At 43.2% G+C, this 13000-nt stretch carries 10 protein-coding genes and 2 pseudogenes; 7 read left to right on the forward strand and 5 right to left on the reverse strand.

Annotated features, from left to right (window positions below; genetic code table 11):
* Positions 1-14: 14 nt before the first annotated feature.
* Positions 15-4577 (reverse strand): glutamate synthase large subunit, encoded by a 4563-nt coding sequence (gene gltB, locus MOF34_RS20215; RefSeq protein WP_268401504.1) that lies wholly within the window; start codon positions 4575-4577, stop codon positions 15-17.
* A gap of 145 nt (positions 4578-4722) precedes the next feature.
* Between gltB and gltC the strand changes: the two genes are divergently transcribed.
* Positions 4723-5625, forward strand: a complete 903-nt coding sequence (gltC, locus tag MOF34_RS20220) for a glutamate biosynthesis transcriptional regulator GltC (protein ID WP_166852349.1) — start codon at positions 4723-4725, stop codon at positions 5623-5625.
* Between the two features lie 51 nt (positions 5626-5676).
* Here gltC and proB read toward each other — a convergent pair whose 3' ends face one another.
* From proB to rtp, 3 genes are all read right to left on the reverse strand, one after another.
* Positions 5677-6792 (reverse strand): glutamate 5-kinase, encoded by a 1116-nt coding sequence (gene proB / locus MOF34_RS20225; RefSeq protein ID WP_268401506.1) that lies wholly within the window; start codon positions 6790-6792, stop codon positions 5677-5679.
* On the reverse strand, positions 6789-7682 hold the full coding sequence (proC, locus tag MOF34_RS20230; protein ID WP_268401533.1) for a pyrroline-5-carboxylate reductase: 894 nt from the start codon (positions 7680-7682) through the stop codon (positions 6789-6791). The genes proB and proC overlap by 4 nt, the downstream gene beginning before the upstream one ends.
* A 146-nt stretch (positions 7683-7828) precedes the next feature.
* A complete protein-coding gene (gene rtp, locus MOF34_RS20235; RefSeq protein WP_003220337.1) occupies positions 7829-8197 on the reverse strand; it encodes a replication termination protein in 369 nt (122 codons plus the stop codon).
* Positions 8198-8501: 304 nt separating this feature from the next.
* On the opposite strand from rtp, the gene MOF34_RS20240 reads away from it, so the two are divergent.
* Complete coding sequence (locus MOF34_RS20240) at positions 8502-9719, forward strand: cytochrome P450 (protein WP_268401508.1); 1218 nt, start codon at positions 8502-8504, stop codon at positions 9717-9719.
* Positions 9720-9749: 30 nt separating this feature from the next.
* Here MOF34_RS20240 and MOF34_RS20245 read toward each other — a convergent pair whose 3' ends face one another.
* Positions 9750-10466 carry a 3-ketoacyl-ACP reductase gene (locus tag MOF34_RS20245; RefSeq protein WP_019714575.1) on the reverse strand — a complete coding sequence of 239 codons (717 nt, stop codon included), beginning with the start codon at positions 10464-10466 and terminating at the stop codon, positions 9750-9752.
* A 148-nt stretch (positions 10467-10614) separates the two neighbouring features.
* Between MOF34_RS20245 and MOF34_RS20250 the strand changes: the two genes are divergently transcribed.
* From MOF34_RS20250 to MOF34_RS20270, 5 genes and pseudogenes are all read left to right on the forward strand, one after another.
* Positions 10615-10917 carry a DUF948 domain-containing protein gene (locus tag MOF34_RS20250; RefSeq protein ID WP_268401510.1) on the forward strand — a complete coding sequence of 101 codons (303 nt, stop codon included), beginning with the start codon at positions 10615-10617 and terminating at the stop codon, positions 10915-10917.
* Between the two features lie 69 nt (positions 10918-10986).
* Positions 10987-11759, forward strand: a pseudogene (locus MOF34_RS20255) (hypothetical protein).
* 43 nt (positions 11760-11802) lie between these two features.
* Positions 11803-12114, forward strand: a pseudogene (locus MOF34_RS20260) (GNAT family N-acetyltransferase); the annotation flags it as partial.
* A 401-nt stretch (positions 12115-12515) separates the two neighbouring features.
* On the forward strand, positions 12516-12638 hold the full coding sequence (locus tag MOF34_RS20265; protein WP_003220370.1) for a hypothetical protein: 123 nt from the start codon (positions 12516-12518) through the stop codon (positions 12636-12638).
* A 56-nt stretch (positions 12639-12694) separates the two neighbouring features.
* Positions 12695-12988, forward strand: a complete 294-nt coding sequence (locus MOF34_RS20270; RefSeq protein ID WP_019714585.1) for a YozQ family protein — start codon at positions 12695-12697, stop codon at positions 12986-12988.
* Positions 12989-13000 lie beyond the last annotated feature (12 nt).

Here is a 13000-nt window from a genome sequence, read left to right on the forward strand (position 1 = left end):
TCCTCTCCCCTTCCTTACTGCACTACCGCTTGTTTTTGTCCCGATGTTGCTGAATTCTGCTTTGGCTTCGTGTTGGCTTCAAATGCAAACATCACGGCTTCTTCATCTGATAAACCTGCAGCTTTTTGCTCTTCGATGCTTGCGAGCATTTGTTTATAGTTTTTCGGAATGACTTTGACGAATTTCTTCACGCTGTCTTCCCATTGATCAAGCAGGTCTGCTGCTTTTTGGCTGTTTGTATACCCAGCATGTTTTTCAAGCATTGCTTTAATTTGTTCAATTTCTGCCTCATCCTCTAATGATTCAAATAAAATCATTTCAAGGTTGCATTTGCGTTTAAAGGCTTTTACATCTTCGGCGAGAACATAAGCGATTCCGCCGGACATACCTGCCGCGAAGTTTTTCCCTACATCACCGAGTACGACAACACTGCCGCCAGTCATGTATTCACAGCCGTGGTCGCCGATACCTTCTACCACCACGTTCACACCGCTGTTCCGAACGGCAAAGCGTTCACCCGCACGTCCGTTAATGTATGCTTCTCCGCTTGTCGCGCCGTAGAACGCCACGTTACCGATAATGACATTGTCATCTGACGCAGAATTAAATCCTTCCGGTGACTTAACGATGATTTTTCCGCCAGAAAGCCCTTTTCCGACATAATCATTTGAGTCTCCGTCCAAATAAAGCGTCATCCCTTTAGGAACGAAAGCTCCAAAGCTTTGTCCGGCTGATCCGGTAAACTGCAGCTTGATTGTATCTTCAGGAAGCCCTTCTTCTCCGTAGCGTTTTGATATTTCACTGCCTGTTATTGTTCCGGCTACACGGTTTGTATTGTTGATTTCGATAGAAACATCTGCTTCTTTTCCAGACTCAATGGCTTCTTGTACGGCCGGGAGAATCTCTGTGATATCTAGTGATTGATCAATTTTATGATTTTGCGGCGATTGGAACGTTCGTACGCCTTCAGGCTGATAAAGAAGTGTAGACAAATCAAGCTGGCTTGCCTTCCAGTGCGCCTTCGCCCGTTCACTCACATGAAGTACGTCAGTGCGCCCGATCATCTCATCAAATGTCTTGAAGCCTAACGCAGCCATGTATTCACGAACTTCTTCAGCAATGAACAGCATATAGTTCACAATATGATCAGGATCGCCCATAAACTTTTTGCGAAGCTCTGGATTTTGCGTCGCTACCCCGACAGGACATGTATCCAAATGGCAGGCACGCATCATGACACAACCTAGTACAACTAAAGGTGCCGTTGCGAAACCGAATTCTTCAGCTCCGAGTAAGGCAGCCATTACAACGTCCCGGCCCGTCATGAGCTTTCCGTCAGTTTCTAATACAACACGGTCACGGAGCCCGTTCAGCATTAATGTTTGATGTGCTTCTGCGAGGCCAAGCTCCCACGGAAGCCCTGTATGTTTAATGCTGGTTTTTGGAGAGGCACCTGTACCTCCATCGTAACCGCTGATCACAATGACATCGGCAGTTGCTTTGGCTACACCTGCAGCGATTGTACCTACGCCTGCTTTTGACACCAGCTTTACGCTGATTCTTGCGTCACGGTTGGCATTTTTCAAATCGTGGATCAGCTGGGCTAAATCCTCAATTGAATAAATGTCATGGTGAGGCGGTGGTGAGATTAATCCAACACCAGGGGTTGATCCACGGACATCGGCAACCCAAGGATATACCTTATTGCCAGGCAGCTGCCCGCCCTCACCTGGCTTAGCGCCTTGCGCCATTTTAATCTGCAGCTCATCTGCATTGACGAGGTAATGGCTTTTGACACCGAAACGTCCTGATGCTATTTGTTTGATTGCACTTCTTCTGTCATCGCCGTTTTCATCTGGAACAAAGCGTTTTGGATCTTCTCCGCCCTCACCGCTGTTGCTTTTTCCGCCAAGACGGTTCATTGCGATTGCTAACGCTTCGTGCGCTTCCTTACTCAAGGATCCAAATGACATCGCACCTGTTTTAAAGCGTTTGACAATCGATTCAGCGGATTCGACTTCTTCCAATTTTAGCGGCTTGCGGTTTCCGTCAAATCCGAACAAGTTCCGTAAAAATCCGATTCGCTCTTCATCTGCCGCTTTTGTATATTGTTTAAACAAATTGTAATCATTTCTGCGGCATGCCCATTGCAAGGTATGAATCGTTTTCGGGTTAAACGCGTGATGCTCTCCGCCGTTTCTCCATTGGAAGTCACTTCCCGATTCAAGCGTTTGGCTGTAATCATCCTGATACGCTTCCAGGTGGCGGCGCTGCGCCTCTTCCGCAATTGTTTTTAAGTCAATGCCGCCGAGCTGTGATGCAGTACCTGTGAAATAGCGGTCAATTACATCACGGCTGATTCCTACCGCTTCAAAGATTTGGGCGCCTCTGTAGCTTTGTACAGTTGAAATCCCCATCTTGGACATGACTTTTACGACACCTTCAGTAATGCTTTTTCCGTATTTGCTGACCGCTTCTTCATAGCTGATATCTAAACGTCCTTCATCGATTTCCTGCTTGTAGGTCGCATAAGTGAGATAAGGATTAATCGCATCTGCACCGTAACCGATTAATGCTGCAAAGTGATGCACTTCGCGCGCTTCTCCTGATTCCACAATAATGCTGACTTTCGTACGCAGCCCTTCGCGGATTAAATGCTGATGCAGCGCACTGACTGCCAGAAGCGGCGGAATTGGTGTCAGGCGTTCGTTCATCTTTTTATCTGATAAGATTAGTAAGCTTACGCCTTGGCTGATGGCTTCCTCTGCCTGTGTGAACATGTCCTTTAAACCGCGTTCAAGATCCTCTGAAAACAGCACATCGATTTTCTGGCTTTTCAAATCCGGATGAACAATCGTTTTTAATGCGTAAAACTGTTCATTTGATAAGACAGGTGTATACAGTTTAATCCGGCGAACGTTTCGCTCACTCGGGTGAAGAAGATCACCTTCTGCACCGAGCCAGGTCATGGTTGATGTCACAAGCTGCTCGCGAATCGCGTCGATTGGCGGGTTCGTTACTTGTGCAAACAGCTGCTTAAAGTAGTTAAACAGTGATTGTGCATGGTCTGACAGAACAGCAAGCGGCGCGTCATTCCCCATTGAACCGAGAGGATCTTTGCCTTCTTTAATGACAGGGATTAAATATTTTTGGATATCTTCATATGTGTATCCGAATGCTTTTTGGCGAGTAAGAAGATCTGTAAATTGTTCTTCCTCTCTTGATTCCGGATCAGGATTCACTTGCACAAGCTCTTCTTCAAGCCACTTTTGGTACGGGTACTCCGTTGCAATTTGTGTTTTGACTTCTTCATCCGAGATAATGCGGCCTTCTTCAAGATCGATTAAAAGCATTTTTCCAGGTTCAAGTCGGTTTTTATATAAAACGTTCTCCTGTTCAACTTCAATAACGCCTACTTCAGAAGAGAAAATAATATAGTCATCTTTTGTTACATAATAACGGGCCGGACGGAGACCATTCCGGTCAAGGATCGCACCGATTTGTTTTCCGTCAGTAAATGAAATGGCTGTCGGTCCGTCCCAAGGCTCCATCAGTGAACTGTGGTACTCGTAGAACGCTCTTTTTTCCTTAGACATATGCGTATTTTCCGTCCACGGCTCAGGAATGAGCATCATTGCTGTATGCGCCGGTTTGCGTCCAGCCATCACGAAAAATTCAAATGCGTTATCTAAAATGGAAGAGTCACTGCCGTCAGCATTTAAAATCGGCAAAATCTTGTTTAAGTCCTCACCGAAGCTTTCAGATACAAATTGCTGTTCACGCGCTCTCATCCAGTTGATGTTTCCGCGAAGGGTGTTGATTTCACCGTTGTGTACCAAATAGCGGTTTGGATGCGCTCTTTCCCATGTAGGGAATGTGTTGGTGCTAAAGCGTGAATGAACAAGCGCAAAAGCAGAAACGAATGCATCATCCTGCAGATCAGAATAAAACGCATCAACTTGTTCAGGTGTTAAAAGACCTTTGTAAACGATGGTCTGGCTTGAAAGACTGGCAAAATAAAAATCAAAACCTTCTGTTACTCCCCAGTTTTCAGCTTGTTTGCGAATGACATACAATTTTCGTTCAAAAGACAAATTGTCCTTCAGTTCAGAACTTGCACCGATAAATACCTGACGGACAAACGGACAACTTTTTTGCGCTACTGTTCCGATTTTTCCGACATTTACAGGTACAGTTCTCCATCCAAGAACGACTTGGCCTTCTTGTTCAATCAGTGCATTGATTTGCTTTTCGATTTTTTTTCTTTCATCTTCCTTCTGTGAGAAAAAGACCATTCCTACCCCGTAACGCCCTTTTTCCGGCAAATTGATGTCTTTGCACTCTTTCCTAAAGAAGGCATCAGGGATTTGAACCAGTAAGCCGGCTCCGTCTCCTGTATCCGGATCACTGCCTTGGCCTCCTCTGTGGTCTAGCTGGCAAAGCATCTTAAGCCCTTGTTTGACGATGTCGTGAGTCTGCTTGCCCTTTAAGTGCGCATATAGGCCGATTCCGCATGCATCATGTTCAAATTCAGGACGGTAGAGACCTTGAGCTGTTGGCATTTGATTGTAAGTCATAATTCCTCTCCCCCGATCAATTTCCGATAATACCGGTCATAAAATCTAACACTCTATAATCATTGTAGGTTTTCAAAACGATATAAACAATATATAATTTAGATCAAATGAATCTCAAAATGAGATAGATGGATGTGAGACAAACATGGAGCTGCGCCAACTGCGTTATTTTATGGAGGTGGCTGAAAGAGAACACGTTTCAGAAGCCGCTGATCATTTGCATGTGGCCCAATCAGCAATCAGCAGACAAATTGCAAATCTTGAAGAAGAATTAAATGTGACTTTATTTGAGCGTGAAGGGAGAAATATCAAACTCACGCCAATTGGAAAAGAGTTTTTAATTCATGTGAAAACGGCTATGAAAGCCATCGATTATGCGAAAGAACAAATTGATGAGTATCTCGACCCGCATCGCGGAACGGTAAAGATCGGCTTTCCTACAAGCCTTGCCAGCCAGCTTTTGCCGACTGTCATTTCAGCATTTAAAGAAGAATATCCGCACGTCGAATTTTTACTGCGCCAAGGCTCCTATAAGTTTCTGATTGAAGCTGTCAGAAACCGCGATATTGATTTGGCTTTATTAGGGCCGGTGCCGACGAATTTCCCTGACATAGCAGGGAAAATTTTATTCACAGAAAAAATTTACGCGCTTGTTCCATTAAATCATCCGCTTGCCAAACAAAAAACGGTTCATTTAATCGATTTGCGCAACGACCAATTTGTATTGTTCCCGGAAGGATTTGTGCTTAGAAAAATGGCAATTGACGCTTGCAAACAAGCCGGCTTTGCTCCTCTTGTTTCTACGGAGGGTGAGGATTTGGATGCCATTAAAGGATTGGTTTCCGCGGGAATGGGCGTTACTCTTTTGCCTGAAAGCACTTTTGCTGAAACAACACCCCGTTTTACTGTGAAAATTCCAATTGAGTTCCCTCAAGTAAAACGGACTGTCGGGATCATTAAACCGAAAAACAGAGAGCTTGCTCCTTCTGCGAATGACTTTTATGAGTTTGTCATTCAATTCTTCTCTAAGCTGGAGCAGTATCAATAAAAAAACAAACCCGAGCTTCTATAAAAGAAGTTTCGGGTTTTTTACTGCAAATTAATTGACAGGCAAAGATAAATCTACATGGCAAACAAATGCTTCCTGATCTACCACAGCTTTGTTTATCAATTCTTCCTTCTTATCCGGTTCTTGAAGCTGTACAGAAGAATAATTGACGATTCCGAGCCCGATCTCTGCCCCTTGTGAATCCATCAGCCGAACAACTGATCCGCTTTTGAATTTCCCTTTAATCTCCTGTACACCGTCCAGATATAGACTCGACTGGCCGTTTGTTATTTCTCGGGCATAATGATCTGATAAGATCATTTCACCTTCCGGGCCGGAATTAAAAGCGATCCACTGCTCCTTTTGATTCAACGGAAGCGTACCCTCTGCTTCAAAATAGGTGCCTTCTGCTTCTTCATGAACGGCTTGATATAAAATATCGTTGGCATCTGCCTGACCAAGAAATCCTTTAATTCCGGATGCCATTACGATTTTAAAAGCATCCAACTTAGAGCGCATACCGCCAGTGCCGACGCCGCTGCCAGTGTCACCTGCACACGCTTCGATGTCAGGCGTTATTTCACTTATCCGCTCCATCCTTTTCGCTTCTGGATTTGTACGCGGATTGCCGTCATATAATCCGTCGATATCTGATAAAATCACAAGCATATCTGCATCAATTAATCCGGCGACTTTTGCTGCGAGCGTATCATTGTCGCCAAATTTGAGCCGATTGACGGTAACTGTATCATTTTCGTTGATAATCGGGATGATGCCGCGTTCGAGGAGTACATTCAGTGTATTCCTGACATTGTTATACCGATATTCATCAGAAAAATCGCTTCTCGTAATTAAAATTTGGGATGCAACATAGCCGTGTGCCAAAAACAGCTTTGAATAAGCTTCCATCAGCAGGCCCTGGCCGATTGAGGCTGATGCTTGTTTTTCCGGAAGCTTTTCGGGTCTTCGGATAAATCCTAGCTTCCGATATCCTGCCGCCACTGCGCCTGAGGAAACCAAAATCACTTCATAGCCAGTGTCTTTGAGTTTGACGACTTGGTCGACCAACGTTTCCAATTTTCGAATGCTGATTTCTCCATGAAGGCTTGTTAATGAACTGCTTCCAATCTTCACAACGACTCTTTTCATGTTTGGATCAGGCGTCACTTTATCACTCCTGAGAGCGTTGCCGCTGTTTTTTCGATATCGTCGCTGATTTCCTTTGAACGCTTAGCCGCATGCTTAATCGCTAGAGAAATCGCTTCTCCGCCACCGCTCTTTTTCAAGGCTTGCAGCCCGGCAGCAGTCGTTCCGTTCGGTGACGTGATATTGTCTCGTAAGACCTCAGGCTGTTCTCCTGTTTCCATGAGCATTTTTGCGGCACCTAAAAGCGTCTGTGCGCCGATGCTTCGGGATAACTGTTTATCGAGGCCCGCTTCCTCGCCTGTCTTTTCAATAAATTCCATTAAATAATAAAAATACGCGGGGCCGCTGCCGGCAATTCCGGTGAATATGTCCATTTGATTTTCTTGGATTGTATAGACCTCACCCATGCATCCGAGCAATGCTTCAGCCAGCTTTTGCAGGTCTTCTGACACATACTTGCCAAGCGCAATGGCTGTTGCAGAAGCACCGATCATACTGGAGGTGTTGGGCATCACTCTGACAACCGGCTGTTGATTAAGCAATGATTGTTCAATAAAAGAGGTGGATATGCCGGCAAGGACCGACAAGATTAATTGATGGGGTTGAATACGTGTTTTTAGTGATGACAGAGCGCTTTCAGCGTCTTTTGGCTTCATTGCCAAAATGAGCACATCCATGTCTTCAATACATATTTGGTGTGGTGAGGCGCCTTTAATTCCATATTGAAGTTCAAGTTCAGCTAATCGCTCTGTATTGCTGCGGTTTGTAACGCAGATGTTTTGTTTTGGGATTTTGTTGGCACGAACGATACCTGATATCATTCCTTCCGCCATAGATCCTGCTCCTATAAAGGCTACTTTTGTTTGATCAAAGATCGGTAACATCTCCTTTGTTCGCTTTTTTGTTCGCATTTTCACACGTTTAAAATGTTACCACGTGAGGAAATGGTGTCAAGTGTGAAGGTCATCATTGATTTGTATTGTTTCTTTTCGACAAATATGTATAATGTAAAGCAGAAAACACCCGATGCACACTGCTGCGCGGGTGTTTGTTTCTATTAAAAATTATCTGAGAGCGCTTTTTCAATCAGTTTTTTACAGCGGTCCAGCTCAACCTTCAGCTGTTTTTTATATAGTTTGGCAGCCTCGTAATCTTTAAATTGATAGAGGACGACTTCCTGGAGCTTAGCCCCTTCTTTTTTTACTTTAATTTGCTTTAATATCCCGTCATCAAGAAGCTCATGCAAAGACCGGTATACTTCTGTATGATTTGGTTTAAATCCAATCTCTTTAAATTCAGACCGAAGCACCTCAAGCAGTTTTAGTCCATAGAGCCTTTCTTGCTCTGTCATCGTTATCATATAAAGTTTTAAAAATGCGCGCTGCTTAACTAAAAATCCAGTTGAACTTCTTTTTTCTTCTTTCATCATGTATGCACCCCTTCTTTTATCACTGAGAACACTATGTACTAAATATTCAATTTAATATTATTGTTTTCCTTCTTTATATTAAGGACTGTTCATCAGCTAATCCTTGTACTTGCTGTTTATTAATGAGCGGAGTAAAAAATAATAAGTGAACATTAAGTACACAGTTTACTTAGTTCTATTATAGCCGACGTTCACCATTATTTTCAATCTGAAACGATTGTCCGATTTACATTTTCTTTATTTTATGTCCATTGAATTGAGAAACTGGGTTTGGTAACGTATGGAGAAAGGAGATGATAGAATGACAAATCAAACTACACGCCCTTCAAAGGAAGAACGTTACGCCAATCTTATATCCATGAAAGAATTGTACTCCGAAAAAGACCAGCTTCTTCCTTTCCCAATTTATAATAAGCTCCGGCGTGAGTCCCCTGTCCGTTATGACCCGCTGCGGGATTGCTGGGATGTTTTCACATACGATGATGTTCAGTTCGTCCTGAAAAATCCTAAACTCTTTTCATCAAAACGCGGCATACAGACTGAAAGTATATTAACAATGGATCCTCCGAAACACACCAAATTACGGGCTCTCGTCAACAGAGCTTTTACCCCAAAAGCAGTAAAACAACTCGAAACCCGCATAAAAGACGTGGCAGCGTTTCTCTTACAAGAAACACGGCAAAAGAGTACAATCGATTTCATTGAAGATTTTGCAGGTCCCCTCCCAGTTATCATTATAGCTGAAATGCTGGGCGCTCCGATTGAAGACCGCCACTTGATTAAAACATACTCCGACGTACTTGTAGCTGGAGCAAAGGACAGCTCTGACCAAGCTGTTGCTGACATGGTCCATAATCGGCGTGACGGCCACGCTTTTTTAAGTGACTATTTCAGAGACATCCTGTCAAAACGAAGAGCTGAACCAAAAGAAGATTTAATGACAATGCTTTTACAGGCGGAAATCGATGGAGAATGTTTAACAGAAGAACAGCTGATTGGTTTTTGTATTCTTCTTCTCGTCGCAGGGAATGAAACGACTACAAATTTGATAGCAAATGCAATACGCTATCTGACAGAAGATTCAGTGGTCCAACAGCAGGTAAGACAAAATACAGACAATGTTGCCAATGTCATAGAAGAAACGCTTCGCTACTATCCGCCTGTGCAGGCCATTGGGCGTGTCACGACGGAAGACACAGAGCTTGGCGGAATGTTCATCAAAAAGGGATCATCCGTTATCAGCTGGATCGCGTCAGCCAACCGCGATGAAGACAAATTTTGCGAACCTGATTGTTTTAAGATTGACCGCCCTTCCTATCATCATCTCAGCTTTGGATTCGGGATCCACTTTTGCCTCGGCGCTCCATTGGCCAGGCTAGAAGCGACCATCGCTCTTTCCTCCCTTTTATCAATGTCAGCCTGTATCGAAAAAGCTGATTATGATGAAAAGCTTGAAGCGATCCCTAGTCCCTTTGTGTTTGGCGTTAAACGTTTACCAGTGAGAATTACATTCAAATAAAAAAGCCTGTCGCAAGACAGGCTTTCATTTTTACGGATTTGTTGACCACAATCCCGCTGTTTTGATGAAAATGCGCGGATCTAATTTCAATTGTGCCACCATGTATTCAGCAAGGTCCTCTGGCTGCATAACCTTTTCAGGGTTACCGTCTGTTAAGTTCAATTCAATAGACATATCACTAGCAACTGTGCTCGGCGTTAACGCGCTGACTCTGATATTATGCTTTCTCACTTCTTGCATAAGAGACTCTGTTAACCCGAGAACCGCAAATTTAGAAGCGCTGTAAGCACTAGTTGCAGCAGCCCCTCTTTGGCCCGCTGTAGAAGAAATATTAATGATGTCTCCGGCTTTGCGTTCAATCATTTCCGGAAGCACCGCGCGAGTGACATGATACACACCCATTAGGTTGACTTGTATAATATTTTCCCACTCATCAGCTGATAGATCTAAGAAACCGCCAAATTTGCTGATGCCAGCGTTGTTAATGAGAATGTCGATTTCACCGAGCTGTTCTTTCACTTGAGCTACAGCTTGGTTAACCTCCTCGGCATCTTTTACATCTGCAGCGGCAAATGCTGCTTTTACACCAAGCGCTTTGACTTCTTCAGCCACTTTCTCAACATTTGCGGCAGTTCGGCCGATTAACCCGATATTCACGCCTTCTTTCGCAAGCGCAAGAGCCGTAGCGCGGCCTATCCCTCTGCCTCCGCCTGTGATAAGAGCGGTTTTATTTTGTAAACTTTGCAATTGAAGCACCCTTTCTGTTTACATATGTACGATATCACATTATAAATACAATAAATCCAATACGCAAATCAAACGAACTGCACGACCATTCTTTCTTCTGATTAAAAAAGCGGAAACTGGGTAATGACATAAGAAAAGGAGTGAACATATGGCTATTGTTTACATCAGTCTCGCAGTATTGGCTATTTCTATCATTTATTTAGGTGTTAATGTGATTCAAAACAAGAAAAATATAGACCCCGCACTAAAGGAGCTCACCTCTGTTACGCAGGCTATGCAAAAACAAGTCGAAGGATTAAAAACAGAAGCGCAGCTGCTGTTGCAGAAACAAAAGAAGATTCAGCAGGATGTCCAAATGAAAAAAAATACACTTCAGCAGACAGCAGCTGAAGTGAAGGTTCCTCAAGCAGTCAAAGAGGTGTGGCAGGCAGGCCATTTCAATAGCAGATAAAGATGAATGATATCCTATTGTTATGATCAGAATGGACAATGGGATATTATTTTTTGAGGAGGCTGACGCATGATTGTAAACAGAAGCAGTCTAGAGGAGTTCGCAGAGAAACTGCGTTGTCTTCCTTCGTCTCTTACAAAGTCTGATTTACTTGATTCTCCATTTCGTCTCCATCAAGAAAACGAACTTGGCATCTATTATTCACCTCATAATGAATATATCAACCGGGCTGCCTCTATTGTGATTGCCGGAATTACGCCAGGTTTTTTCCAGATGAAAATCGCGTACAAAACAGCCGTTGAAAGCCTGCGGCAAGGCAGGTCTCTTGAGCAAATGGCGGTAGACACGAAAAAAGCAGCGGGCTTCTCCGGTTCGATGAGGCAAAACCTAATCACGATGCTGAATTTTTGCGAGCTGCCGCAGGCTTTAGGCATTCAAAGCGCCGCACAGCTTTTTGGAGACTTACGGCATATGCTTCATACAACTTCCGTTATCAAATATCCTGTCTTTATTCACCATAAAAACTATACTGGTTACAGGCCGGCTATCAATCACTCACATATCCTAAGCACCTATGCTTTTGGGCACTTCCCTGCGGAGCTCAATAAAGTGACGGGACCGGCTCTTCTCATTCCGCTAGGAAAAGCAGCCGAAGCAGTCTGTGAAACACTGATCAGCCAGCACAGCCTCCGGAATTTTTTTTGCCTACGCGGCTTTCCCCATCCATCAGGTGCGAACGGCCATCGTTTGAAACAATTCAACAAAAACAAAGAGCAACTAGAAAGACAAATACGTTCCTTTGCTTCTTCAGGTTTGAATTCACTATAGAAAAGAGGAAATAAAAGGAATATAATAAAACGGAATACAAACTTGGAGAGTGATGGAATGTTTCCTGTATTAGAAACGGATCGGATTACACTCAGACAAATCAAAGATCAAGATGCAGAAACCATTTTTGCTTGTTTCTCAAACCATGAGGTAACACGCTATTATGGAATTGAAAATATGAAATCTATAGAAGAGGCCAATTCAATGGTTCAAACATTTGCCGGCCTTTATCAAGAAAAACGTGGGATACGGTGGGGAATTGAAAGAAAAGACACCAAAGAATTGATCGGAACAATCGGCTTTCATGCTTTGTCCCAAAAGCATAGGCGTGCAGAAATCGGTTATGAAATCCTCCCGTCGCATTGGCGACGGCAAACCGTGAATAAAGATTTGACCACGCTTCAAACAGACCTTCTGGATGCCCCGCCTTATAATCTCTTTCGTCATGTCCCCAGTCAATCAGGACAAAATAAGGCGGTGTAAAGCGAAAGTCCCCCTCTTTATCCTGAAAAGAGAAAGGTAATTTTGTTATCAGCCTGCTCCAGCAAATTTCCTAAGTGCGACTCTGATACGATATGTTCCCAGCTTTATAAAGCCTCTTCATATACGCAATGTAAAGGTTTCAAAAAAATAACCTTTAATATACTGACATGAAACTGACTCTCTTGCCTAAATGGAAAGAGTCAACGAAAAAAAGCGAATGAATACCTGCCTAACAGACAGAATAAGAAGAGTTGATATTCAACACTTTTCGTAAAGGGGTGACACTAATGAGTAAAAAAGGAATTCAAAATTCAAGTATTGAGCAAATAAGAAACGATCATGAGACTGAAACAGCTTTTAAAGTAGATGACCCTAAAAAGCATGGCTCTGATCCTAAAAGAACCAAATAAGGTTCGCCTTAATCTCATATGACACAGTTAAATTTCATTAATCTGGAGTGAGTAAAGTGACTCAAAAAAATGGTGCAGACAGACCGGATGACTACAAAAGATTTTCTTCAATTGACAAGGGATATGATTTTCAGCAGACTGTAAATGAAAGTGGTAAGACAGAAAATGAAAACGCTGAAACTCAAACTCATAATAAAGAAAACATAAATGACACCACAGATGTGGCTGGAAAGTATTTTGATCCCTCAGATTATAAAGGAACCACGCAATTGGAAAAAGGATTGGCTGAAACTCATGAACAAGTCAGCGATGACTATTTCGAAGGGACTATTGATCAAAATTTGGACTAGTCATTTAAAACG

Origin of the sequence: Bacillus sp. T17B1, from assembly GCF_026796395.1 — a bacterium.
Taxonomy (GTDB): domain Bacteria; phylum Bacillota; class Bacilli; order Bacillales; family Bacillaceae; genus Bacillus; species Bacillus spizizenii_A.

What these genes read in the sequence shown, in the direction of transcription:
- MOF34_RS20265 (WP_003220370.1), top strand. Translation starts at nt 12,516, where the DNA reads ATGAGTAAAAAAGGAATTCAAAATTCAAGTATTGAGCAAATAAGAAAC.
- gltC (WP_166852349.1), top strand. Translation starts at nt 4,723, where the DNA reads ATGGAGCTGCGCCAACTGCGTTATTTTATGGAGGTGGCTGAAAGAGAA.
- gltB (WP_268401504.1), bottom strand. Translation starts at nt 4,577, where the DNA reads ATGACTTACAATCAAATGCCAACAGCTCAAGGTCTCTACCGTCCTGAA.
- MOF34_RS20250 (WP_268401510.1), top strand. Translation starts at nt 10,615, where the DNA reads ATGGCTATTGTTTACATCAGTCTCGCAGTATTGGCTATTTCTATCATT.
- MOF34_RS20240 (WP_268401508.1), top strand. Translation starts at nt 8,502, where the DNA reads ATGACAAATCAAACTACACGCCCTTCAAAGGAAGAACGTTACGCCAAT.
- rtp (WP_003220337.1), bottom strand. Translation starts at nt 8,197, where the DNA reads ATGAAAGAAGAAAAAAGAAGTTCAACTGGATTTTTAGTTAAGCAGCGC.
- proC (WP_268401533.1), bottom strand. Translation starts at nt 7,682, where the DNA reads ATGCGAACAAAAAAGCGAACAAAGGAGATGTTACCGATCTTTGATCAA.